This window comes from Pseudomonas sp. Irchel s3f10, assembly GCF_900187515.1.
Lineage (GTDB): Bacteria > Pseudomonadota > Gammaproteobacteria > Pseudomonadales > Pseudomonadaceae > Aquipseudomonas > Aquipseudomonas tensinigenes.
In genome coordinates this window covers 35,724-58,305 of record NZ_FYDZ01000015.1, presented here as the reverse complement: position 1 = coordinate 58,305, position 22,582 = coordinate 35,724, and the positions used below count along the sequence as shown (strand labels likewise).

Sequence of the window (22,582 nt, the reverse complement as noted above, 5' to 3'; positions counted from 1 at the left end):
TTCGGCAGCTCCTACGGGGGAATGCGTCCTTGAATTGACCCCTGTAGGAGCTGCCGAAGGCTGCGATCTCTAGCGGTATTAACTAAGATCAAATGGTTATAAATAATTTTTAATAAGTTATTTTTAGAGATAAGCAGCGCCATTTAAGGCTTCCAGCCCACACGCATCCAATGCATTCGAAGAATATTTTCGATGCTGTTAATGCATACGCCGCTGCAAGCCCCGTTATTGCTTGCTTAGCGTTAAAAGCTATAAAAATGTGCGTTTATAGTATTTAAGCGAAGGTGTTCATTCGGCCTACTTTCGACTCCTCAACGCCCGTCGTGATCAAGGAGCTGCACTCATGAACCTTCCCTTTAAACGCGTTTTCAGTCTGTTTGCCGTTCCTGCTCTGGCGGGCCTGCTGGCGTTCACCGCGCATGCCGACGAACTCAAGGAAATCAGAATCGCCGTGCCTGACCTGAGTGCCGGCACCCAGCACAGCGGCGGTGGCGTGGTTGATGTGCTGCGCGATCAGCAGATCTTCGAAAAGGCCTTCGCTGATCAGGGCATCAAGATTCAGTGGAGTTTCTTCAAAGGTGCGGGGCCGGTGATCAACGAGGCATTTGCCAATGGTCAGGTTGATCTGGCGTATCTGGGCGATCTGGCGGCAATCATCGGCAAGTCCAATGGCCTCGATACGCGGTTGCTCAGCGCCAGTGCCCGTGGGGTTAAGCAGTATCTGGGCGTCGTGCCGGGGTCGGGGATCAAGACGCTCCAGGATCTCAAAGGCAAGCGTGTGGCGATTTTCCGCGGTACCGCGACGCAGTTGTCGTTTGATGCGGCGCTGGCCAGTCAGGGCTTGAGTGAGAAGGATCTGAAGGTCATCAATCTGGACTTCAACGCAGCGGTCGCGGCGTTGGCAGCCAAGCAGATCGATGCGTCCTGGGGCAGTTCCGGGTTGACCGCATTGCAGGCCAAAGGGCTGGCCGAACTGCCGCTCAACACCAAGGATCTCGGCGGTGCGGGTAGTGTGCAGTCGGTATTGGTCGGCACGGGCAAATTTGTCGACGCGCACCCGGAAGCGGTGGCGAAATTGCTCAAGGCGCAGCAGCAGGCGGTTGAGTGGCTGACCGAGGACAGCAACAAGGCGGCTTACGTGCAACTGGTCTCGGGTTTGGCCAGTTATCCACCGGTGATCCTGACGCAGGATCTGCAGGATCAGAAGTTGAGCGAAGTATTCCCTTCAACGCTGGATCCGGTGTTCCTCGGCAGCTTGCAGGAAAAAGTGGATCTGGCGGCGCAGCAGAAGCTGATTCGCAAGCCGTTCAAGGTCAATGATTGGGTGGCGCCTGAGTTGGCGGCGGCCAAACTCTGAATCTTTAGCGCCTGCTCTGGCCTCTTCGCGAGCAGGCTCGCTCCCACAGGGTTCTTAGGTGAACACAGATTCTGCATTCGCCACTGAACCACTGTGGGAGCGAGCCTGCTCGCGAAAGGGCCCTAAACAGCGACGCTGACTTCCTGCCGATCCACCGCCACCAACGTCTCGATCAGCGCCCGCGCCGCCGGCGACAGGCGAAACCCGGTGCGACTGACAATCCCGCAGCGCGCATTCATGCTCTCCAGGTTCTGCGGCAGATTGCGCCAGTGCAGCAACACCAGCGACCCCTTGGCAATGTCCTCGACAAACGCTTCTTCCGTGCCCACGCCAATCGCATTCGATTGCAGCACCACTTTCACCAGCGCCGGAAAGTGCTCGGTCTCGATGGTCGGGGAAAAATCGATGCGGCCGCTGAGGTTCGCCAACAATTTGCGAATGCCCGGCGGGATCAGCGTGGTCGCCAACGGGTAGTCGAACATGTCGTTGGTCGACAGGCTTTCCTTGGCCAGCAACGGATGCCCCGGCCGGCAGAAAAACACCCCGCGTTTGGGTGTCAGTGCCTGGGTCTGGAAGTTCGGATCGGACTCGAAATGACGGATGTCGGCGATGAAGAATTCGATCTCTTCACGGCTCAGCGCGCGGCTGAGCTTTTCCCAGTTATCCACCTGAAAACAGGTGCGCACTTTCGGGTGCGCATTGATGAATTGCGCCACCGCGTCCGGGACCAGTTTCACCGCCGGCGCCGGGCCGCAACCGAAGTGCACTTCGCCGGCATCGAGCTTGGTCATCTGCGTCACTTCGGCGCTGAGCAGCGCGGCGCCTTGCACCAGGCTCAGGGCGTGTTGCAGCACCACCTGGCCTTCGGGCGTGGGGCGCAAATCCTTGTTGCCGCGATCCACCAGCACGCAGCCGAACTCTTGCTCAAGCCCCTGAATGCTGCGGCTGAACGCCGGTTGAGTGATGCCCATCGCGTCCGCCGCACGGACAAAACTGCGGTGTTCGTTGAGGGCGATGAAGTAACGCAACTGGCGAAGATCCATATGCTTTTCCGGCATCCTAAAAATAGCTCGAAGGCATTTGCGACGAGGGTTGCTAGAGGTTTTAAATGCAAGCTCTTATTCCGTCAACGAAGCATGTGAATATCTATTAGATGTAAATGGAATATAGATAGAGCGTTGTTTCGCTGCCGCCAACCGTAAGCAGTTGATGAGGGTCTACCCATGAGCAATGCCGCACTCGCCGTAAAACCCGCTGTCCACGCGCTGGAAATTCATCCGGTGGCCGGTCGTATTGGCGCCGAGATTCGTGGTGTGCATTTGTCCGGTGAGCTGGACACCGCCACGATTGAAGCGATTCAACAGGCACTGGTTCAGTACAAAGTCGTATTCTTCCGTGAGCAGACTCAGCTCGACGATCAGCGTCAGGAAGCCTTTGCTCATTTGCTCGGCGAGCCTGTCGCTCACCCGACCGTGCCGTCGCGTGAAGGCACGCGTTATCTGCTCGAACTGGACGGCGCTGAAGGCCAGCGCGCCAACTCCTGGCACACCGACGTGACCTTCGTTGACGCCTACCCGAAAGCGTCGATCCTGCGTTCGGTGGTAGCTCCGGCATTCGGTGGCGATACCCTGTGGGCCAACACCGCCACCGCGTACAACGGCTTGCCGACCGAGCTGCGTGAGCTGGCCGATAAACTGGTCGCCGTGCACAGCAACGAATACGACTATGCCAGCGCCAAGCCGGACGTCTCCGCGGAGAAGCTGGAGCGCTATCGCAAGGTCTTCACCTCCACCGTTTACGAGACCGAGCACCCGGTGGTGCGCGTACACCCCATCAGCGGCGAGAAGAGCTTGCTGCTGGGGCATTTCGTCAAACGCATCAAGGGTTATTCGCAGGCGGATTCGGCGCATTTGTTCGGGCTGTTGCAGAGCCATGTGATTCGTCAGGAAAACACCGTGCGCTGGCGCTGGCAGGCCGGTGATGTGGCGATCTGGGATAACCGCTCGACGCAGCACTATGCGATTGATGATTACGGGACTCAGGATCGGGTGGTGCGTCGGGTGACGCTCAAGGGGGAAGTGCCGGTGGGCGCGAATGGGCAGCGTAGTCAGACCATCAAAGGTCGTGACTGAAGATCAACATCCCCTCACCCCAGCCCTCTCCCAGAGGGAGAGGGAGCCGACCGAGTTGTCTCCCGTTATGCATAGGCCTGAAAGATCTTTATCGATTATGGATTCGGTGAAGCACGATCAGGTTGGTGTACCTCTGAAATATCCCCCATTCAGTCCCCTCTCCCTCTGGGAGAGGGTTAGGGTGAGGGGCTCTTAAAGCTACCAAACCCCAATCTGCACAACCTTCTCGGCTTCCGGCTCACCATAACGAAACCGCTGCCCGCGCAAATCTATCTCCTGATGACTGATGGTCGTACGCCGCTTCAACCCCCGCACCCACTCAAACAAATACCCCACATGCTCCTCGCGCACCGCCGCATACGCCGGGTCATCCCCCAGGTCGCGCAGCTCCTGCGGATCATTGAGCAGATCAAACAACTGCGGCCGAAAGCCGTCGTACGCCAGGTATTTCCAGCGCTCGCTGCGCACCATGGTCATCCGGCAACGATCAATCGGCTGGCCCAGACGCTCCCGCGCCGGCGCCTGGAAGGCGTAGTCGTATTCGCTGATTGCATAGCGGCGCCAGTCCGGATTTTCACCGTGCAGTAGCGGGATCAACGAACGCCCTTCAAGCCGATGCTCTGCCCCCGGCAATCCCAATGCCTGAAGAAACGTCGGCAACGCATCGATGGTTTCCGCCAGTCGATCATCCACCGTTCCGCGCGTGACATCCGCCGCCGCCCGAGGATCGCGCACGATCAACGGCACCCCCACCGCCTGCTCCAGCAAAAACTCCTTCTCACCGAGCCAGTGATCGCCCAGAAAGTCGCCGTGATCGCTGGTGAACACGATCAATGTGTCATCCCAGCGACCGTTGCTCTGTAAAAAATCGAACAGCCGTCCGAGTTGATCATCCACCTGCTTGATCAGACCCATGTACGTAGGGATTACAGTCAGTCGTACTGAATCGCGGGAAAAGTTGAGGCTTTCCTCATGCTGGCGAAAGGCAGTGTATACGGGGTGTTTGCTGGCTTCGGAGGGCGTCGCGCGGACCGCTTCGAGAATCGATTTCGTACTGTACAAGGCGTGGTACGGCGCTGGTACGATGTAGGGCCAGTGCGGTTTGATATAGGAAAGGTGTAAACACCACGATTTCTCGCCTTGCTCGGTGATGAAGTCGATGGCTCGATTTGTAGTGTAGACAGTCTCTGAGTGTTGCTCGGGAATTCGTGCTGGCAAATTCGCATGACGCATTTGCCAGCCGCTGAGGATTTCACCGTTCTCGCCTTCGGCGGCGTTGGCCCAGTCGTGCCAGGGGTTTTTGCCGTCGAAGCCGTGTTCACGCAGGTAATGGTTATAGGGTGCGGATTCGCGCTTGTCGTCGAACAGCGGATCGTCGGGATAGATGCCGTCGTGGCGCATGTAGGGTTCAAAGCCGACTTCGTTGAGGATTTCGGCTTGTTCGCTATCGGGATTGATCGCCAGGCGTTGCAAGGCATCGATATTCGCCGTCGCGTGGGTCTTGCCGACCAAGGCGGTACGGATGCCGTGGGGTCGCAGATAGTCGCCGATAGTCAGTTCTTCCAGCGGCAATGGCACGGCGTTCCACGCCACTTGATGGCTGCTGACATAGCGTCCGGTGTAGGCCGACATCCGCGACGGCCCGCAGATCGTGCCTTGGGTGTAGGCGCGGCTGAAACGCACACCGGCCGCAGCGAGTCGATCGATGTTGGGTGTGTGCAGGTGCGGGTGGCCGTAGCAGGACAGGTAATCGCGGCGCAGTTGATCGCACATGATGTACAGCACGTTGCGCACGGGGTTTGGCGGGGTGGGCATGGGGTTCACCGGTCAATGGGACAGGCGAGGTATTTCGCTTTCAGTGGGGGTGTTCGGCAAGTGCATTTGGGGAATGGGTTTTATGCAGGAAATGCATGGGTGCCTGTACTGGCGCTATCGCGAGCAGGCTCACTCCTATAGGGGAATGCATTTCAAATGTAGGAGTGAGCCTGCTCGCGATAGTGGTCGATCAGACGGCAAGTCTATCCAGCGAACACACCTCCTCATCCACCGCATCAATCGCCTTGATCTGCTCAATCATCGCCTCCGCCAACGGCGACAACCGATACCCCGCCCGGCTGACAATCCCATAACGCGTATACAGCTCCTCAAGATCATCGGCCAACCCTTCAATCCGCAAACACACCAATTCACCCTTGGCCTGGTGCAGCGCATCCGAATACGCCCCGACAATCCCGATCGCATCCGAGCGCAGCACCACACTGAGCAGACTCGAGCTGTTTTCACATTCCACATTCGGGGTGAAATCCGGCCGCCCACTGAGATCGACAATGACTTTTCGCAAGTTCGGCGGACGAATGCTTACCGCCAGTGGATAGCTCATCAATTGCTCGGCGCTGACCTTATCGAAAGCCGCCAGCGGATGCCCTGCGCGGCAACAGAAATGCCATTTACGCGGCCGCAACCGGTGCGTCAGATAATCCGGATCCGCCTCGAAGTAGCGTGTATCGGCGACAAAGAATTCGAATTCCTCGCTCATCAGTCGCTTGCTCAGGCTCTGCCAGTCATCGACCTGAAACTGCACCCGCGCTTTCGGATAGCGGCCGATGAAGCTGCCAATCGCCCGAGGAATCAAACCCGCCGCCGGCGCTGGCCCACAACCGAAGCGCAATTCCCCAGCCTCAAGCCCGTTGAACTGGCTGATCTCGTTGGCCATCTGCTGCGCGCCACTGACCAGTCGCCGCGCGTGCTCGAGCAGCACCTGGCCTTGTTTGGTCGGCGGTAATTCCTTGCGCCCGCGATCAACCAACTGACAGCCGACGCTGTGCTCGAGCGCCTGAATGCTGCGGCTGAACGCTGACTGCGACAGGTTCACCGCCTGCGCGCCGGCGACGAAGCTGCGTTGTTCAGCCAAGGCGATGAAGTGACGAAGTTGACGCAAGTCGATATGCATTTTTCACATAAAAAATATCCGGGAAATGCATTGGATATGCATTAGGTCGACTCCTTATAAAGGCAATCTCTTATGCAGTAAATATTTGTAAATCCATAAATAAATAACTTAAAAGAATATGCAGCGCTAAAGATGTCTGTGTGTTTTTTGACCAGGAGCCGCGCCATGAGTCCGTTGAACCTTGCCTCACCCCTAACGCCACGACGGCTCAAACGCCTGCCTCTGGCCCTGTTGCTGGCAGGGAGCGCGAGCTGGACTCACGGCTATGCCGCCGATTCTGAAACCCCAGCACCGGCACCGGCTGGCAAGCCTGCCGCCAACAGTTCGCAACTGGAAACCGTGACCGTCACCACCCGCCGCCGCGAGGAAAGTTCGCAGGATGTACCGACGCCAATGAGCGTGGTCAGCGGGCAGAATCTGGAGACGCAGCGGGTCTACCGGATTCAGGATTTGCAGCAATTGGTGCCCAGCGTCAACGTCGCCTACATGCACGCACGCCAGTCCAGCGTGTCGATCCGCGGCCTTGGCAACAACCCTGCGAGCGATGGTCTTGAAGGCAGCGTTGGTCTGTACATCGACAACGTCTACCTGGGTCGTCCGGGGATGGCGGTGTTTGATTTGATGGACATCGAACAGCTCGAAGTCTTGCGTGGGCCGCAGGGCACGCTGTTCGGCAAAAACACCACCGCCGGGGTGATCAACATCAGTACCCGTGCTCCGACGTTCACCCCTGAGCGCAGCATCGAAACTTCGGTCGGCGAGGACGGTTATTTCCAGACCAAGGGCACTATTTCCGGCCCGCTCAACGATCAACTGGCCGGACGATTTTCGGCGTACCGCACTCGCAGCGACGGTGACATCAAAAACGAATACGACGGCCATGATCTCAACGGCGGCTCGCGCGAGGGCTTCCGCGCGCAACTGCTGTTCAAGCCCAACGAAGATTTCAACCTGCGCTGGATCGGCGACTACAACGAAGAGGACTCCAGCGCCGGCACCCGCGTGCTGTACAACACTGGGCCGACCATCAACGGCGTCAACCTGTACCAATCGCGCGCCAACGCGGCCGGCGCAACCCTGGTTAACGGTTCGCACCGCAAGGTCAATCTGGACAACGACCAACATGTCACCGTGCATCAGGGCGGCACCTCGGTGGAGGCCAACTGGACGCTGCCGAGCGATTTCACGCTGACCTCGATCAGTTCCTATCGCTTCTGGAATTTCACCCCGCGCAACGACGACGGCCTCAACGTGCCGGCGAGTTACAACGCCGGGGTGTCGGTGGAAGACAAACAGTATTCGCAGGAATTTCGCCTGGCCTCGCCCAAGGGTGAGTTCTTCGATTACGTGGTCGGCGCCTACTACTTCGGTTCGGATCTGGACAATAAATCCTTCGCTTATTACGGCCCACAAGCCGATATCTGGAACGGCACCGCGCGCGGTGCGCTGGCCAACGTCACCAGTGTTGGTAACGGCCATATCAAGACCGACAGCTTTGCGCTGTTCGCCCAAGGCACCTGGCACCTCAGCGAGCGACTGGATTTCACCGCCGGGGTGCGTGGCACTTATGAAGAAAAATCCGCTTGGGTCACGAGGGATGCGCCGATTGGTGGCGCTGCTGTAACAGGCGCGGCGGCCACCGCACGGCGTGGTCGTACCGGCGCTTACGATTCCGGCGACTTGAATCAGTACAGCTCCAGTCCCTCCGGGCTGCTCAATCTCAGCTATCGCATCACCGATGATGTTCTGGGCTACGCCACGTTGTCCCACGGCGAGAAATCCGGCGGGGTTAACCTCGCCGTCGGTTCTGCGCCGGTGGCCGGCGCCGATTCGCTACTGATCGGCACCGAACGCGCGAACAACGCCGAACTCGGCTTTAAGAGCACGCTGTGGGATCACCGTCTGCAACTCAATGCCAACGTGTTCTGGACCCAGGTCAACGCTTACCAGACCAACGCCTACGACGCGGAAAATCGCGTGCAGTACCTGACCAACGCCGGTTCCGTGCGTTCGCGCGGCGTCGAGTTCGAAAGTACGGTGATCCCGTTGCGCGGCCTGACCCTGAACATCAACGGCTCCTACAACGACGTCAGCTACCTGTCGTACAAAGACGCCCCATGCCCGCCGGAAGTCAGCCAGGCGCCGGGTGCTCCAGCGTCTTGCGACCTCAGCGGCCATCAAGTGGTCGGCGCCTCGAAGTGGATCGGCAACGCCAACGGCGAATACAAATGGAATCTGGATAACGGCTTCGAACCTTACGTCACCGCGAGCTATGCATTCCGTTCGAAAGCCGTCGGCACGGTCGAGGATTCCGACTACGGCCAGATCCCGAGTTACGCCGTGGTCAACTTCTCCACCGGCCTGCGCGGCGACTTCAACCAAGGTCAGTGGGACGTGTCGCTGTGGCTGAAAAACGCCTTCGACAAAACCTACTACACAACCCTGTGGACGGGCGGCAACGGCGGCTATGAAGGCCTGCTCGGCACACCGCGCACGCTAGGCGTCACCGGTCGCTACGACTTCTGATTCGTCACTCAAGGAGCTGCATCATGTTGCGTATCAAAACCGCTTTGCCGGTGTTGCTGTCCGGCGCAGTGCTCAGTGCCGGCGCATTCGCCGCACTGAGTGTTTACCCGACCGGCGTGACCCGTTATGACCCGAACAAGGCTTTCAATCAGTACGTGATTTTCAGCGGCGCCGACAAGCAGACGCACCTGATCGACATGAACGGCAACGAGGTGAAAACCTGGCCACAGGCAGGTTTCCCGTCGGCGATCATCGATCCAAAACTGGTCGGCGGCGAGCGCGGGCATGTGTTGCTGCAACTGAGTGAAAAGGATCCCGGCAAACTCGGTTCGGCCGGCAACGGTCTGGGCAATCAGAGCGTCGGCGAGCTGGACTGGAGCGGCAAAGTCGTCTGGCAGTGGGGCGACAAGGCGCCCGGTGGCGCCGCGCAACAGCACCATGATCAGCGCCGTTTGAGCAACGGCAACACCGTGGTGCTGGCGAACAAGGTGCACACGGTCAAAGGCTTCAAAGTGCCCGAGGTGATCGACGATGCGATCTATGAAGTCAGCCCCGACGGCGCGGTGAAATGGCAGTGGTTGGCCTCGGAGCATCTGAATGAGTTCGGCTTCACCGCCGAGCAGTTGAAGCTGGTCCGTGCCAGTGAGAATCCGGACTACCTGCACATCAACAACCTCAGCCTGGTAGGGCCGAACAAGTGGTTCGATGCCGGTGACAAGCGCTTCAATCCGGACAATCTGCTGATCGATTCACGCAACGCCAACTTCATCGCGATCATCGACAAGAACAGCGGCAAAGTGGTCTGGCGTCTGGGTCCGAATTTGCCACTGATCAACCCGAAAACCGCGCAGAAATTGCCGCGTCCGGTGGATCAGTTTGTCGGTCAGCATGATGCGCACATCATTCCGGCCGGGTTGCCTGGAGCCGGCAACGTGCTGGTGTTCGATAACCAGGGTTCGGCGGGTTACCCGAACGTCACCCTTGGGCTGATTTCCGGTTCGCGGGTATTGGAAATCGACCCGGTGAAAAACGAAATCGTCTGGCAGTACAGCGCGGCGAATTCGAAGCAGCCGGGGTGGGCGTTCTACAGCTCGTTTATCAGCAGTGCGCGACGCTTGCCCAACGGCAACACGCTGATCGACGAAGGCATGAACGGACGGTTTTTCCAAGTGACAGCCAGCGGTGAAAACGTCTGGGAATACGTCAGTCCCTATCTCGGCAAGGCGCCGGGCAGCGACGCGATCAGCAACTGGGTGTATCGGGCGCTGCCTGTGAGTTATGACTGGGTGCCAACGGGCACGCCGCGCTCCGAGACAGCGGTTAATGCTCCAGTTGTCGGTGTGCAGCAAACCAATGCCAGTCGTTAGTTGAAATGGAATTAGTGCTCGAACGAACCGCGATAAGTTATGACCGGGTTGAACAGTGCTTATTGCAATTTCGTTAGTAACTCGCGTGGACAATAATTGAATGTCCAACCATCCTGACTGTCGTGAGTTTCCAGGAGGAAACTTGCTCTCATCGGAAGACACTTATCCAACGATAAAGGAAATCTCGTTATGTCGAGCATTAATGGCAATTATGTAAACGCTAACGCTGGCGCCAAACTGACGATTACCGATGGCAACGATTCCAACGGCACCTTCAGTGGTAAATTCAGTCAGAACGGCGTGAATTACGACATTGCTTACGGGCACTACCATTTCCAGAACAGCACCGGGCAGCCTACGATCATCACGTTCACGGCTCTGAATGACGGCACTGGTTATCAGTCCTGGACATTGTTCTCGCCGGATCACAATTATTCAAAAGTTCGTGCGGTTGGTTCGCGCACAAACTTTGATGGTGATGTTGTTGGCGTGGCAGGGGAGTTCGTCAAACAGTAACAGTGGCTAAAGAAGCCGCCATGCCTTTATCGGGCGTGGCGGCTTTTTTATACCCCTCGAGAAAATCGCGGCTACGATAACGGCGATTAATTAATTGCCCGTAATTAATACACAGGTTTGCGCTTTGCAGCCTTTTGCGTGACTAAGCGTCACAAATTTGATCGCCGCCTCGGGTGTCGATGTCGCGACTGTCACAGCTGACTCTTTGTAGTCCTTGGTCTGAATACGTTCGCCCGGCAACACAACTTTGCGCCACTCGTTTTGAAATACATAAAGGGGGAAGCTGGTTTTGTTGCTGATCTCCAGTTGCGCAGGCAGTGTGATCTTCGTCGCGGCCGATGCCACCGATAAGGGCGCCAGTAGTAGCGCCATGTAAATCATTGTCCGTTTGGTTAATTGCATCATTACTCTTCCTGAGTCGATTTTAAAATGCGCTGACATCTAATGCCCCCACGGCATGTCAATCAACTCGATTGTTGTAAGCAGGAATGTAGGGCTGCCCCATACCTTCAGCGAATACTTTTAATGCTTGAAAAGCATGGCGTTTTGGACGCTGGGCTGCGGCCCTTGATTGGCGTGGCTTTGCGAGAAGTGATCAGTTTTAATATATCCAAATGTTCTATCCATAACTTGAAAGATTACTTTCGGAGATAAGTCTCAAGCCCAATGATTCACCCATCGATCCACCGTGGGGGATTCAACAAAACGGTTGATCGGCAGTTTTTGTAGAGAACGCAAAAAGACCGCAGGGAGTGAATCAATGGGCAATGTCCAGACCGCCGCCAGCGCAGAGGAATTGCTGTGGCGTCAGACGCCGGGTGGCGAGTTGGTCGATCTCGGCCGGCCGCATCGTGTGCCGTTGGGGCAGTTGCGTTTGCAGCGTGCGCCCAAGGGCATTCTGAGTCGGCGCGAAACAATTCTGCTCGGCGTGCTCGCGCTGGTGGTGCATGGCGCGGTGATCTATTGGATCAGCCAGAAGCCGACGCCGGTGCTGCCGATCGTGCCGCCGGAAATTCCGCCGATGACTATCGAATTCTCGCGCCCGGCGCCACCAGCGCCACCGGTTGTCGAGCCGCCGCCACCTGCACCAGTGGTAGAACCACCACCGCCGGTGGAAGACGAACTGGCGGTAAAACCGCCGCCGCCCAAACCGGTTCCGAAACCCAAACCGGTGGTTAAACAGGCACCCAAACCAGCACCGAAAGCGGTCGAGCAACCACCGGCGCCGCCACAACCGGCTGCCCCGGTTGCAGCGCCAGCGCCACCTGCGCCTCCCGCGCCGGCACCGGTAACCCCGGCCTCAGCGAATGCCGCGTACCTGAAAAACCCGGCGCCGGAATACCCGTCGCTGGCTCAGCGTCGCGGTTGGGAAGGCACGGTGTTGCTGCGCGTGCATGTGTTGGCCAGCGGCAAACCGGGTGAGATCCAGATAGCCAAAAGCAGCGGCCGGCAACAGCTCGACGACGCGGCGCTGAACGCCGTCAAACGTTGGAGTTTCGTCCCGGCCAAGCAGGGTGATGTCGCCCAGAACGGTTGGGTCAGCGTGCCCATCGATTTCAAGATTCATTAAACCGAAACCAAATTCGCGCGAAACGTTTACACGAGGGAATACATCATGACGTTACTGGCATCTCCACTGGAATCCATCGAAAGCGCGGTGATCTGGCTGTTGGTGGTTTTTTCCGTCGCCACTTGGGGCCTGGCATTGCTCAAGGCTGTGCAGTTCGGGCGTCTGAAGGCGCAGGATCGGCGCTTTCATAAACGTTTCTGGGCGGCGTCTAGTCTCGATTCCGCCGCTGAATTGAGCGAAACCCAACCCGGCGCCGCCGCACGAGTAGCGCAGGCCGGTTACGCAGCGATTCAAGTGGGCGAGGCGCCACAGGCCAATGATTTGAGCCAGGCGATCAACCATCAGGATCGACTGGAGCGCGCCTTGCGTCAGCAAATTGTCCGCGAACGCCGTTCGCTGGAAACAGGCCTGGCAGTGGTCGCCAGTATTGGCAGCACCTCGCCGTTCATTGGTTTGTTCGGCACGGTGTGGGGAATCATGGAAGCGTTGAAAGGCATCAGCGCGGCCGGTTCGGCGAGCCTGGAAACGGTGGCCGGGCCGATCGGTGCGGCACTGGTCGCCACGGGTGTGGGGATCGCCGTCGCGGTGCCGGCAGTGCTGGTTTACAACTACTTTTTGCGTCGGTTGAAACTGACGGCGGCGGATCTCGATGACTTCGCCCACGACTTCTACAGCCTGGCGCAGAAGAGTGCGTTCCGTGTGCTGATTCATCCGACCGCGCACAAGGTTGCAGCAACCGGCAATTCGGCAAAAGTGAAGGAGGCGTCCTGATATGGCCTTCTCCACGCAAGACAGTGACGAGGTACTCAGCGAGATCAACGTGACGCCGCTGGTGGATGTGATGCTGGTGCTGCTGGTGGTGTTTATCGTCACCGCGCCGCTGCTGACCAATGCGATCCCGATCAACCTGCCGAAGACCGAAGCGGTGGCGCCGGTCGAGCAGAAGGACCCGCTGGTGGTGAGCATCGATGGTGCGGGCAAACTGTTTATCAACAAGGATGAGATTCAGCCGGACTTGCTGGAATTCAACCTGAAGTCGGCCAAGGCCAAGGACCCGGAAGTGCGCGTGCAATTGCAGGCCGATGACGGGGTGAATTACGGCGAAGTGGCGCGGGCGATGGCTTCGATTGAACGGGCGGGGATTACCAAGTTGTCGGTGATTACTGCGCGGTAACAGATTCAACGTTTTTCCGGGGCCGTCTCCTTGGCAGGGTGCGGCCCTTTTTTTATTTCTGGCATTAGAAGCAAAGTCCTCACCCTAGCCCTCTCCCAGAGGGAGAGGGGACCGACCGTGGTGATTTTTCAAGGTACGCCGACCTGAAATATCCAGTCGAACTCCGGATTGGAAAGGCTAGGTGATCGGCTCCCTTTCCCCCTCACCCCCTTGGGGGAGAGGGCTGGGGTGAGGGGGAAAAAGATTTCAAGCCATGCATAAATCTCATATTCAATTCAGATCTTAATAAATAGCTTCTTATTCCTTAACGAATATAAATCCCCTCCCTATACTCGTTCAGGAACAGACACGACGCAGGAGAGCTCCCCATGCGCAACGAATCAATCCGCTACCTGATTGTGCCGGGCTGGCAAGGATCGCCAGAAGATCATTGGCAAAGCCACTGGCAGAACAGCCTGCCGAATAGCGCGCGGGTCGAGCAGGCCGATTGGCTGACGCCGCGTCGTGAAGACTGGGTCGCGGCACTGGCCGAGGCGATTGCCGCCGACAGCACGCCGGTGATCCTTATCGCCCACAGCCTGGGCTGCGTCACGGTTGCCCATTGGGCAGCCACTGCGCCGCTGCAATACCTGCGTCAGGTGCGCGGCGCCTTGCTGGTCGCACCGGCCGATGTCGAGCGCCCGGCCTGCGCGCCGGCGCTGCGTAACTTCGCCCCGATTCCGACTGACCTGCTGCCGTTTCCGAGCCAGGTGGTCAGCTCCGATAACGATGCTGCCGTCAGTGCACCGCGAGCGCTTGAGCTGGCGCGCAACTGGGGCGCCGAGGCGGGGATTCTCGCCGGTGCCGGGCACATCAACGTCAAGTCCGGGCATCAGCGTTGGGAGCAGGGTTTTGCTTATCTCTATCGCCTGCAAAACCGCATGGAACACCACGCTCGCCGCCGCGCCTGATTTTTATTTCTTTCAACGCCCCCGTCTCCCGGCGGTTTTGGGCGGGAGTCTGCCATGAGTTTCGAAACCTTCGGTCAGCCATTGCTGACCTTTCCTGACGCGGAAAAAAGCCCCCTGAGCATTCGCGCCAAGGCGCTGGTGTTCGTCGATCCGCGCTCGCGTCAATTGCGCGAAGAGCTCGAGCAATTGGCGCCGCGCTCGACCTCGGTATTGATCCGTGGCGAGACTGGTACGGGTAAAGAATTGCTCGCCCGGCACATCCATCGCGCCAGTGACCGCAGCGGTCTGTTCGTTTCGGTCAATTGCGGTGCGATCAGCCCGACCTACGCCGATGCCGAACTGTTCGGCTATGCCGCCGGCAGTTACAGCGGCTCGGCCAGCAGCCGTGCCGGATGGTTCGGTTCGGCGAATGGCGGCACCTTGTATCTGGATGAAATCGGCGACTTGCCGCTGCCAATCCAGATCAAACTGCTCGCCGCCCTGGAGAACCACGAAGTCACCCGTGTCGGTGCGCATCAGCCGAGTCCGGTGGATGTGCGCCTGGTCGCGGCGACCAGCATCGATCTGGCGCAAGCAGTGGACGCCGGGAAATTCCACGAGCGGCTTTATCACTACCTCAGCGAAGGGCAACTGGAACTGCCCGCCTTGCGCGCACGCATCGGCGACATTCTTTCGCTGGCCGAGTACTTCCTTGGCATCTATAGCCAGCGCCTCGACCTGCCCGTGCCGCTGATCAGCGAAGCAGCGCAACACGTGCTCGAACAACACAGCTGGCCGGGTAACACTCGAGAGCTGGAAAACGTCATTCATTTTGCCTTGCTGGTGAGTACTGGCGACGAGATTCTGCCGGAGCACCTGAATCTGCCCGAGGTGTCTGGGCCGCAGCTTCAGATCGAACGGCTGGTTGCACAAATCAACATCGGCGGCAGCGTCGATGAGCGTAAGGCCTTGAAAGATTTGCTGATTCGTTTGGGTGAGGCGTTGTAACCGTTTCGTTCAACATGAACAAAATGGAATATGAAGCTGAATAAACGTTATTGTCCGGGAATAAAAAATCCCGGTATTGTCCGCCCCACGCCAGCGATATCACTTCACTGGCACACGTATTAATGCCGTCGTCGATGACGACCGTGATTTTCGATAAGGACACTGCATGAAAAAGGTTCTGTTGTTTACCGCATTGGCGGCTGCTTTGACTGCTTCCCTGGCCAACGCCGGGGAGAAACTGGTGGTTGCTGCGACCCCGGTGCCGCACGCTGAAATCCTTGAGCTGATCAAACCGACCCTCGCCAAAGAAGGCGTGGATCTGGAAATCAAAGTCTTCACCGACTACGTTCAGCCGAACGTACAGGTTGGCGAGAAGCGTCTGGACGCCAACTACTTCCAGACCCTGCCGTACCTGAACAGCTTCAACAAGGGCAAATACAAGGACGACAAGTCCAAGTACCTGGTGACCGTGCAGGGCGTGCACGTTGAACCGTTCGGTGGCTACTCGAGCAAGTACAAAACCCTGGCTGAACTGCCGGACGGCGCGACCATCGCGATCCCGAACGAAGGCAGCAACAGCGGCCGCGCACTGATCCTGCTGCAGAAGGCTGGCCTGATCGAGCTGAAAGACCCGAAAAACGCTCTGGCAACGCCAAAAGACATCGCCAAGAACCCGCACAACTTCAAGTTCAAGGAACTGGAATCGGCCCTGCTGCCACGCGTTCTGAAAGAAGTTGATCTGGACATGATCAACACTAACTACGCCCTGGAAGCCAAGCTGAACCCGCAGAAAGATGCGCTGGTGATTGAAGGCGCTGACTCGCCGTACGTGAACTTCCTGGTGGCCCGTGAGGACAACAAGAACAGCGACGCGATCCAGAAACTGGCCAAAGCCCTGACCAGCCCGGAAGTCAAAGCGTTCATCGAGAAAAAGTACAACGGCGCGGTACTGCCGGCGTTCTGATCTGACGCTTGAGTGAACCCCTTCAAGGTATGAAAACGCCGATGGCCAGCGATGGTCATCGGCGTTTTTGTGTGCGTTGAAAAGCCCCTCACCCTAGCCCTCTCCCGGAGGGAGAGGGGACTGATTGGGGGACGCTGTAGAAGTACACCGACTTGAAAGATTTCTGCTGAATCCATAATCGACTCGATCTTTCAGGTCGATGTTTGACGTAAGACACCTCGGTAGGCTCCCTCTCCCAGAGGGAGCGGGGACTGATTGGGGGATGCTGTAGAGGTACGCCGATGTGAAAGATCTCCGCCGAATCCATAATCGACTCGGTCTTTCAGGTCGATGTTTGACGCAAGACACCTCGGTCGGCTCCCTCTCCCGGAGGGAGAGGGGGACTGATTGGGGGATGCTGTAGAGGTACACCGACTTGAAAGATTTCTGCCGAATCCATAATCGACTCGGTCTTTCAGGTCGATGTTTGACGTAAGACACCTCGGTAGGCTCCCTCTCCCAGAGGGAGAGGGGACTGATTGGGGGATGCTGTAGAGGTACGCCGATGTGAAAGATCTCCGCCGAATCCATAATCGACTCGGTCTTTCAGGTCGATGTTTGACGCAAGACACCTCGGTCGGCTCCCTCTCCCAGAGGGAGCGGGGACTGATTGGGGGATGCTGTAGAGGTACGCCGACGTGAAAGATTTCTGCCGAATCCATAATCGACTCGATCTTTCAGGTCGATGTTTGACGCAAGACACCTCGGTCGGCTCCCTCTCCCGGAGGGAGAGGGGGACTGATTGGGGGACGCTGTAGAAGTACACCGACTTGAAAGATTTCTGCTGAATCCATAATCGACTCGATCTTTCAGGTCGATGTTTGACGTAAGACACCTCGGTAGGCTCCCTCTCCCAGAGGGAGCGGGGACTGATTGGGGGATGCTGTAGAGGTACGCCGATGTGAAATATCTCCGCCGAATCCATAATCGACTCGGTCTTTCAGGTCGATGTTTGACGTAAGACACCTCGGTAGGCTCCCTCTCCCTCGGGGAGAGGGCTGGGGTGAGGGTGCTCTTGATTCTCAGGCAACCTGGGCCTTCAGCGCTCGGCGTAGCGCCATTAGCAATTTCACAATCTCCTGCGGATCCAGTCGCTGCGGCACTTTTACGTCCATGTTCTCTTCCTTGTTATGTAATTGGCCGGGGGGAGTCTGGCCAAAAGCTGTTCATCCTTGGAGGGCTTTCGTGAAAAAAAGATCCGTCCTACAGCGCAAAGGAAAATAGCCTTCTTATTCCTTCCCGGCAAACCCACAAGATAGTTTTTTGGGTGATATCAATATGCTTTAACGGTATTTAAATTCTTGTTTTTATACCTATAAAGTCGGTGCTTGCCGGACAGCCATCCGCTGCCCATGGACTGCACCACCGTCGCTTACCGAGCGGCGTCCAGGACGCTTCATGACCTTTGATTACGCATTTATCCTCAGCACCCTGCCGGCGTTTCTCAAAGCCGTGGGCGTGACGCTGCAGGTCGGTTTTATCGCCATTGGCACCTCATTGCTGGTGGCGCTGCTCAACGCGACGATTCTGGTGTTCCGCACGCCGTACCTGCAAAAACTGGTCGGCCTGTACGTGGAACTGGCGCGCAACACGCCGCTGCTGATCCAGTTGTTCTTCGTCTACTTCGCCTTGCCAGCTGTGGGGATTCAGGTTTCCGGTTTCACCGCCGCGATCATCACCATGACCTTCCTCGGCGGCGCCTATCTCACCGAAGTGCTGCGTGCCGGCGTCGATGCCGTACCGCAGGCGCAACTGGAATCAGGGCGCTCAATCGGCCTGTCCCATGGCCAGTTGCTGCGCTACGTGATCCTGCCGCAAGCGGGGATTCTCAGCCTGCCGTCGCTGTTCGCCAATTTCATTTTCCTGCTCAAGGAAACCACCGTGGTCTCGGCGGTGGCGGTGCCGGAAATCCTCTACACCACCAAGAGCTACATCGCGCTCTATTACAAAACCTACGAAATGCTCGCCGTGCTGACGCTGATCTGCGTGCTGCTGTTCTTGCCGCTGTCGCTATTGCTCAGCCGACTGGAAAGGAGGCTCCAGCATGGCCAGTTCGGGTCTTGAACTGCTCTGGGTGTCGTTGCCGCAATTGGCCAAAGGCGCCGGACAAACCCTGTCGATATCTTTTCTGAGCATTGCCATCAGCACTGTCGGCGGCGTGCTTTACGGCGTGTTGCGCACGCTCAACGTGACGTGGCTGAACGCGATTTTGCGGGTCTATCTGGAGCTGTTCCGGGCGATCCCGGTGCTGGTCTGGTTGTATCTGTTGTTCTTCGGTCTGCCGATTTTCTTCGGCCTGAGCATTCCCAGCTTTTGGTGCGCGGTGCTGGTGCTGTCGCTGTGGGGCGCCAGCGAGGTCGGCGAGGTGGCGCGCGGTGCGCTGCATTCGTTGCCACGCGGGCAGCGTGAAGCGGGGCTGTCGATCGGTCTGAACGCCGCGCAACTCTACGGCTACGTGCTGCTGCCGCAAGCGCTGAAACGCATGACGCCGCCGACCATCAACGTCTACACGCGGATCATCAAGACCAGCTCGCTGGCGGTGCTCATCGGTGTGGTCGACGTGATTAAAGTCGGCCAGCAAATCATCGAGCGTACTTACGAATCGGTGCTGATCTACGGCGCGCTGTTTCTGTTTTTCTTTTTCATCTGCTACCCGCTGTCGGCCGCTTCGCGCGTGCTGGAGCGGCGCTGGACGCAAGCATGAGTGCATTGATCGAGTTTCACGGCTTCAACAAATTCTATGGTGAGCAGCAGGTGCTTAACGGCATCGATCTGCAGGTGCAGAGCGGCGAAGTGATCGTCATCCTCGGCCCCAGCGGCTGCGGCAAAAGCACCTTGTTGCGTTGCCTCAATGGCCTGGAAGAAGCCCACAGCGGCAGCCTGAAATTTGTCGGCCGTGAGCTGCTGGACAAGGCCACTGACTGGCGCGAGATCCGTCAGCAGATCGGTATGGTGTTCCAGAGTTATCACCTGTTTCCGCACATGAGCGTGCTCGACAACCTGCTGCTTGGGCCGCTGAAGGTGCAAAAACGTCAGCACCGCGAGGCGCAGCAGCAAGCCGAAGCGCTGCTCGAACGCGTTGGCTTGGCCGACAAGCGCGACGCCTTCCCGCGTCAGCTCTCCGGCGGCCAGCAGCAACGCATCGCCATCGTCCGCTCGTTGTGCATGAACCCACGGGTCATGCTCTTCGACGAAGTCACCGCCGCCCTCGACCCGGAGATGGTCAAGGAAGTTTTGCAGGTCATTCAGGGCCTCGCCCGCGAAGGCATGACCCTGCTGATCGTCACCCACGAAATGGCCTTCGCCCGTGCGGTGGCCGACCGCATCGTGTTCATGGATGCCGGGCGCATCCTTGAACAGAACCCGCCCGAGATTTTCTTTACGAACCCGCAAACCGCACGCGCGCAGCAGTTTCTGGAGAAGTTCTCCTTCGTTGCAACACTGCCAAAAACGAATCCGACAAAGGAACTGGAACTGTTATGAAAACTGCCGCTTTTTTACTGCCCCTGCTCAGCCTCGCGTTGCTTGCCGGTTGCAGCAAGACCGAAGAACCGCCGAAGCCGAAAGTCGCCAGCGAAAGCACTGCGCCGGCTGGTTATCTGGACAAGATCAAGGCTCGCGACAAACTGATCGTCGGCGTATTTACCGATAAACCGCCGTTCGGTTTTGTCGATGAAGCGGGGCGCTACGTCGGCTTCGATACTGATATCGGCCGGCGTTTCGCCAAGGATCTGCTCGGCGATGAAAACAAGGTCGAATTCGTTGCCGTCGAGCCGGCAAGCCGTATTCCATTTCTGCAAAGCGACAAGGTCGACCTGATCCTCGCCAACATGACCGTCACCCCGGAGCGCAAGGAAGCAGTGGAATTCACCAACCCGAACCTCAAGGTTGCGGTGCAGGCGTTGGTGCCGCAAAGCAGCTCAGTGAAAAACCTTGATGATCTGGCGACCCGCACCACTATCGTCACCACCGGTACCACTGCGGATATCTGGCTGACCAAGAATCATCCGGACTGGAAACTGCTCAAGTTCGAGAAAAACTCCGAATCACTGCAAGCCTTGGCCAATGGCCGTGGCGATGCCTATGCGCAGGACAACCTGGTGCTGTTCAGCTGGGCCAAGCAGAACCCGGGCTATCGCGTGCTGGATGAAAAGCTCGGTGCCGAAGCGCCGATTGCGCCGGCGGTGAAGAAGGGCAATATCGAGCTGCGTGACTGGGTGAATACAGAACTGGCCAAGCTGGGTGAGGAGAAGTATCTGCTCAAGCTGTACGACCAATATGTGCGTAAAGAGCTGAGCGATGACACCAAGCCTGAGAGCGTGATTGTCGAGGGTGGCAAGTGGCAGGGGTGATTGCCTGTTGAATCGGTGGTGAGGCCTGCCCCTCACCCCAGCCCTCTCCCGAAGGAGAGGGAGCCGACCGAGGTGTCCTGCGTCATACATCGACCTGAAAAACCGAGTCGATTATGGATTCACAACAGCATTTTCAGGTCGGCGTGATTCCCGAACATCCGCGGTCAGGCCCCTCTCCCCGTAGAGAGGGAGCCGATCTCTGGGCTTTTCAAAACCTGAGTTCAACTCGAGACTTTCATGTCGGCGTAGTTCGAAAGAACAACTCGGTCAGTCCCCTCTCCCTCTGGGAGAGGGCTAGGGTGAGGGGCTTTTTGCCTGAATCACTCAATCCGGCCAATTCCACGCCGGCTCATCCAGCACCCCCTGCCCGACAATCCCGGTCTGCCCCAGGGTTTTCTCCAGCACGATGCAATTGCATTCCGGATCCTCCTGCAACGCCGAAATCAACCGCCGCGCATGCGACACCACCCACACCTGACACTGCTCGGACGCACGGATAATCAACCGCGCCAACGCCGGCAACAGATCCGGGTGCAGACTGGTTTCCGGTTCGTTCAGCACCATCAGCGACGGCGGTCGCGGCGTCAGCAGCGCTGCGACCAGCAGCAGATAGCGCAACGTCCCGTCCGACAGTTCCGCCGCCGACAACGGCCGCAATAAACCTTCCTGATAAAACTCGATGGCAAACCGTCCACCGGCCTGCGCTTCGATATGCACCCGTGCGCCCGGAAACGCATCGGTAATCGCCGCACGCATGGCGTCGCCGTCACCAATCTCGATGATGGTCTGCAACGCCGCCGCCAGATCCCGGCCGTCGTGATGCAGCACCGGCGTGCGTGTGCCCAATTGTGGTTGGCGCACCGGTGCATCGGCATCGCTGCGAAAGTGATCGTAAAAGCGCCAGCGACGAATGAACTCTCGTATCTGGAACACTTCCGGTGAGCTGCGCAGGCTGCCGACCTGATCGAACAGGCTGTCAAAGTTCGGCGTGTGCTGTGCCAGCACATCCCATTGGCGCTCGGCGCGTGCGCGAATCATCGGGCCGTCGCGATCCACCAGCAGGCTGGCGGGGCGGTAAAGCGTGCCGGCCCAGATGCATTCGCGCTTGATCTGCGGGTCGAGGCTGAAACGCGAGGGGATCGGCCGTGAATGTTCGGGCAACATGAAGTGCCCGTTGGAATCGGGCAGCCCGAGGCTGATCGAATAACTGAAATCTTCCCCGGCGAACCCCAGACGCAATCGCTTCACACCCTGACGCACCGTCGACTGAATGGGCACTTCGCCGTTGCGCATACGCCGGCTGATGGTTTCCGGCCCGGCCCAGAAGGTCGACTCCAGCCCACCCTCAAGGGCCAGCGCATTGACCACGCCGCCCTGAGCGGTTTCCGCCAGCAGGCGCAAGGCCCGGTAGAGGTTGGACTTGCCGCTGCCGTTGGGGCCGGTGATCAGGTTCAGCCGGCCGAGCGGGATCACCAGTTTATTGATTGAGCGGTAATTGGCCACTGCCAGAGTGTTGAGCATGGAATTCCTTCTCTTCAGGCGCCTATTGTAGGAGCTGCCGAAGATTGCGATCTTTTGATGTTGTTTTTAAAAGATCAAAAGATCGCAGCCTCCGGCAACTCCTAGAGGAAATATGGGGGACGAACGGGCGAACGTTGAACCCTGTTCTAAGCTCACAGTCGTATCGTCACTTGCACG

The 22,582-nt window shown here is 58.1% G+C and carries 20 protein-coding genes; 15 read left to right on the top strand and 5 right to left on the bottom strand.

The features are described from left to right. The first annotated feature begins 343 nt into the window (after positions 1 to 343). Positions 344 to 1,357 carry an ABC transporter substrate-binding protein gene (locus tag CKW17_RS24695; protein WP_095122266.1) on the top strand — a complete coding sequence of 338 codons (1,014 nt, stop codon included), beginning with the start codon at positions 344 to 346 and terminating at the stop codon, positions 1,355 to 1,357. Between the two features lie 122 nt (positions 1,358 to 1,479). Here CKW17_RS24695 and CKW17_RS24690 read toward each other — a convergent pair whose 3' ends face one another. Beyond that, entirely contained in the window at positions 1,480 to 2,400 is a 921-nt protein-coding gene (locus CKW17_RS24690) for a LysR family transcriptional regulator (RefSeq protein WP_064117472.1), read from the bottom strand. A gap of 180 nt (positions 2,401 to 2,580) precedes the next feature. Here CKW17_RS24690 and CKW17_RS24685 point away from each other — a divergent pair, with 180 nt between their 5' ends. Beyond that, positions 2,581 to 3,489, top strand: a complete 909-nt coding sequence (locus CKW17_RS24685) for a TauD/TfdA family dioxygenase (RefSeq protein ID WP_095122264.1) — start codon at positions 2,581 to 2,583, stop codon at positions 3,487 to 3,489. A 198-nt stretch (positions 3,490 to 3,687) separates the two neighbouring features. Here CKW17_RS24685 and CKW17_RS24680 read toward each other — a convergent pair whose 3' ends face one another. Together CKW17_RS24680 and CKW17_RS24675 are read right to left on the bottom strand one after the other, a co-directional pair. Beyond that, positions 3,688 to 5,304: an alkaline phosphatase family protein gene (locus CKW17_RS24680; RefSeq protein WP_095122262.1), complete on the bottom strand. Its 1,617-nt coding sequence runs from the start codon at positions 5,302 to 5,304 to the stop codon at positions 3,688 to 3,690. Positions 5,305 to 5,494: 190 nt separating this feature from the next. Next, positions 5,495 to 6,439 (bottom strand): LysR family transcriptional regulator, encoded by a 945-nt coding sequence (locus tag CKW17_RS24675; RefSeq protein WP_095122261.1) that lies wholly within the window; start codon positions 6,437 to 6,439, stop codon positions 5,495 to 5,497. A gap of 165 nt (positions 6,440 to 6,604) precedes the next feature. On the opposite strand from CKW17_RS24675, the gene CKW17_RS24670 reads away from it, so the two are divergent. From CKW17_RS24670 to CKW17_RS24660, 3 genes are all read left to right on the top strand, one after another. Next, entirely contained in the window at positions 6,605 to 8,965 is a 2,361-nt protein-coding gene (locus CKW17_RS24670; protein ID WP_095122260.1) for a TonB-dependent receptor, read from the top strand. A gap of 23 nt (positions 8,966 to 8,988) precedes the next feature. Continuing rightward, positions 8,989 to 10,332 (top strand): aryl-sulfate sulfotransferase, encoded by a 1,344-nt coding sequence (locus CKW17_RS24665; protein WP_095122258.1) that lies wholly within the window; start codon positions 8,989 to 8,991, stop codon positions 10,330 to 10,332. Positions 10,333 to 10,521: 189 nt separating this feature from the next. Beyond that, positions 10,522 to 10,848: a hypothetical protein gene (locus CKW17_RS24660; RefSeq protein WP_034151843.1), complete on the top strand. Its 327-nt coding sequence runs from the start codon at positions 10,522 to 10,524 to the stop codon at positions 10,846 to 10,848. A gap of 90 nt (positions 10,849 to 10,938) precedes the next feature. On the opposite strand, the gene CKW17_RS24655 is transcribed toward CKW17_RS24660, so the two are convergent. Next, entirely contained in the window at positions 10,939 to 11,250 is a 312-nt protein-coding gene (locus CKW17_RS24655) for a hypothetical protein (RefSeq protein WP_141234593.1), read from the bottom strand. Between the two features lie 358 nt (positions 11,251 to 11,608). Here CKW17_RS24655 and CKW17_RS24650 point away from each other — a divergent pair, with 358 nt between their 5' ends. The 10 genes from CKW17_RS24650 to CKW17_RS24605 all read left to right on the top strand — a co-directional run bounded on the left by CKW17_RS24650 (position 11,609) and on the right by CKW17_RS24605 (position 20,884). Further along, positions 11,609 to 12,418 (top strand): energy transducer TonB, encoded by an 810-nt coding sequence (locus tag CKW17_RS24650; RefSeq protein WP_095122257.1) that lies wholly within the window; start codon positions 11,609 to 11,611, stop codon positions 12,416 to 12,418. A 45-nt stretch (positions 12,419 to 12,463) separates the two neighbouring features. Beyond that, a complete protein-coding gene (locus CKW17_RS24645) occupies positions 12,464 to 13,189 on the top strand; it encodes a MotA/TolQ/ExbB proton channel family protein (protein WP_095122256.1) in 726 nt (241 codons plus the stop codon). 1 nt (position 13,190) lies between these two features. Beyond that, positions 13,191 to 13,592, top strand: a complete 402-nt coding sequence (locus CKW17_RS24640; protein WP_003220570.1) for a biopolymer transporter ExbD — start codon at positions 13,191 to 13,193, stop codon at positions 13,590 to 13,592. 368 nt (positions 13,593 to 13,960) lie between these two features. Further along, a complete protein-coding gene (locus CKW17_RS24635; RefSeq protein WP_077570156.1) occupies positions 13,961 to 14,542 on the top strand; it encodes an alpha/beta hydrolase in 582 nt (193 codons plus the stop codon). A 54-nt stretch (positions 14,543 to 14,596) separates the two neighbouring features. Next, positions 14,597 to 15,529 carry a sigma 54-interacting transcriptional regulator gene (locus CKW17_RS24630; protein WP_077570158.1) on the top strand — a complete coding sequence of 311 codons (933 nt, stop codon included), beginning with the start codon at positions 14,597 to 14,599 and terminating at the stop codon, positions 15,527 to 15,529. Between the two features lie 166 nt (positions 15,530 to 15,695). Further along, the gene (locus tag CKW17_RS24625; protein ID WP_095122255.1) at positions 15,696 to 16,493 is read left to right on the top strand and encodes a MetQ/NlpA family ABC transporter substrate-binding protein; all 798 of its coding nucleotides are present in this window, start codon (positions 15,696 to 15,698) and stop codon (positions 16,491 to 16,493) included. A gap of 1,437 nt (positions 16,494 to 17,930) precedes the next feature. Beyond that, positions 17,931 to 18,596, top strand: a complete 666-nt coding sequence (locus CKW17_RS24620; protein WP_008083580.1) for an amino acid ABC transporter permease — start codon at positions 17,931 to 17,933, stop codon at positions 18,594 to 18,596. Beyond that, on the top strand, positions 18,577 to 19,236 hold the full coding sequence (locus tag CKW17_RS24615; RefSeq protein ID WP_007918714.1) for an amino acid ABC transporter permease: 660 nt from the start codon (positions 18,577 to 18,579) through the stop codon (positions 19,234 to 19,236). Before CKW17_RS24620 ends, CKW17_RS24615 begins: the two co-directional genes overlap by 20 nt. Further along, positions 19,233 to 20,015 (top strand): amino acid ABC transporter ATP-binding protein, encoded by a 783-nt coding sequence (locus CKW17_RS24610; RefSeq protein WP_095122254.1) that lies wholly within the window; start codon positions 19,233 to 19,235, stop codon positions 20,013 to 20,015. The genes CKW17_RS24615 and CKW17_RS24610 overlap by 4 nt, the downstream gene beginning before the upstream one ends. Further along, on the top strand, positions 20,012 to 20,884 hold the full coding sequence (locus CKW17_RS24605; RefSeq protein ID WP_095122253.1) for a transporter substrate-binding domain-containing protein: 873 nt from the start codon (positions 20,012 to 20,014) through the stop codon (positions 20,882 to 20,884). Before CKW17_RS24610 ends, CKW17_RS24605 begins: the two co-directional genes overlap by 4 nt. A 324-nt stretch (positions 20,885 to 21,208) precedes the next feature. Here CKW17_RS24605 and CKW17_RS24600 read toward each other — a convergent pair whose 3' ends face one another. Continuing rightward, entirely contained in the window at positions 21,209 to 22,405 is a 1,197-nt protein-coding gene (locus CKW17_RS24600) for an AAA family ATPase (protein WP_095122251.1), read from the bottom strand. Positions 22,406 to 22,582 lie beyond the last annotated feature (177 nt).

Coding starts and splice junctions, on each gene's coding strand:
- CKW17_RS24665 (WP_095122258.1), top strand. CDS start 8,989: ATGTTGCGTATCAAAACCGCTTTGCCGGTGTTGCTGTCCGGCGCAGTG.
- CKW17_RS24675 (WP_095122261.1), bottom strand. CDS start 6,439: ATGCATATCGACTTGCGTCAACTTCGTCACTTCATCGCCTTGGCTGAA.
- CKW17_RS24620 (WP_008083580.1), top strand. CDS start 17,931: ATGACCTTTGATTACGCATTTATCCTCAGCACCCTGCCGGCGTTTCTC.
- CKW17_RS24655 (WP_141234593.1), bottom strand. CDS start 11,250: ATGCAATTAACCAAACGGACAATGATTTACATGGCGCTACTACTGGCG.
- CKW17_RS24615 (WP_007918714.1), top strand. CDS start 18,577: ATGGCCAGTTCGGGTCTTGAACTGCTCTGGGTGTCGTTGCCGCAATTG.
- CKW17_RS24645 (WP_095122256.1), top strand. CDS start 12,464: ATGACGTTACTGGCATCTCCACTGGAATCCATCGAAAGCGCGGTGATC.
- CKW17_RS24625 (WP_095122255.1), top strand. CDS start 15,696: ATGAAAAAGGTTCTGTTGTTTACCGCATTGGCGGCTGCTTTGACTGCT.
- CKW17_RS24640 (WP_003220570.1), top strand. CDS start 13,191: ATGGCCTTCTCCACGCAAGACAGTGACGAGGTACTCAGCGAGATCAAC.
- CKW17_RS24680 (WP_095122262.1), bottom strand. CDS start 5,304: ATGCCCACCCCGCCAAACCCCGTGCGCAACGTGCTGTACATCATGTGC.
- CKW17_RS24600 (WP_095122251.1), bottom strand. CDS start 22,405: ATGCTCAACACTCTGGCAGTGGCCAATTACCGCTCAATCAATAAACTG.
- CKW17_RS24695 (WP_095122266.1), top strand. CDS start 344: ATGAACCTTCCCTTTAAACGCGTTTTCAGTCTGTTTGCCGTTCCTGCT.
- CKW17_RS24690 (WP_064117472.1), bottom strand. CDS start 2,400: ATGGATCTTCGCCAGTTGCGTTACTTCATCGCCCTCAACGAACACCGC.
- CKW17_RS24660 (WP_034151843.1), top strand. CDS start 10,522: ATGTCGAGCATTAATGGCAATTATGTAAACGCTAACGCTGGCGCCAAA.
- CKW17_RS24630 (WP_077570158.1), top strand. CDS start 14,597: ATGAGTTTCGAAACCTTCGGTCAGCCATTGCTGACCTTTCCTGACGCG.
- CKW17_RS24670 (WP_095122260.1), top strand. CDS start 6,605: ATGAGTCCGTTGAACCTTGCCTCACCCCTAACGCCACGACGGCTCAAA.
- CKW17_RS24635 (WP_077570156.1), top strand. CDS start 13,961: ATGCGCAACGAATCAATCCGCTACCTGATTGTGCCGGGCTGGCAAGGA.
- CKW17_RS24605 (WP_095122253.1), top strand. CDS start 20,012: ATGAAAACTGCCGCTTTTTTACTGCCCCTGCTCAGCCTCGCGTTGCTT.
- CKW17_RS24610 (WP_095122254.1), top strand. CDS start 19,233: ATGAGTGCATTGATCGAGTTTCACGGCTTCAACAAATTCTATGGTGAG.
- CKW17_RS24650 (WP_095122257.1), top strand. CDS start 11,609: ATGGGCAATGTCCAGACCGCCGCCAGCGCAGAGGAATTGCTGTGGCGT.
- CKW17_RS24685 (WP_095122264.1), top strand. CDS start 2,581: ATGAGCAATGCCGCACTCGCCGTAAAACCCGCTGTCCACGCGCTGGAA.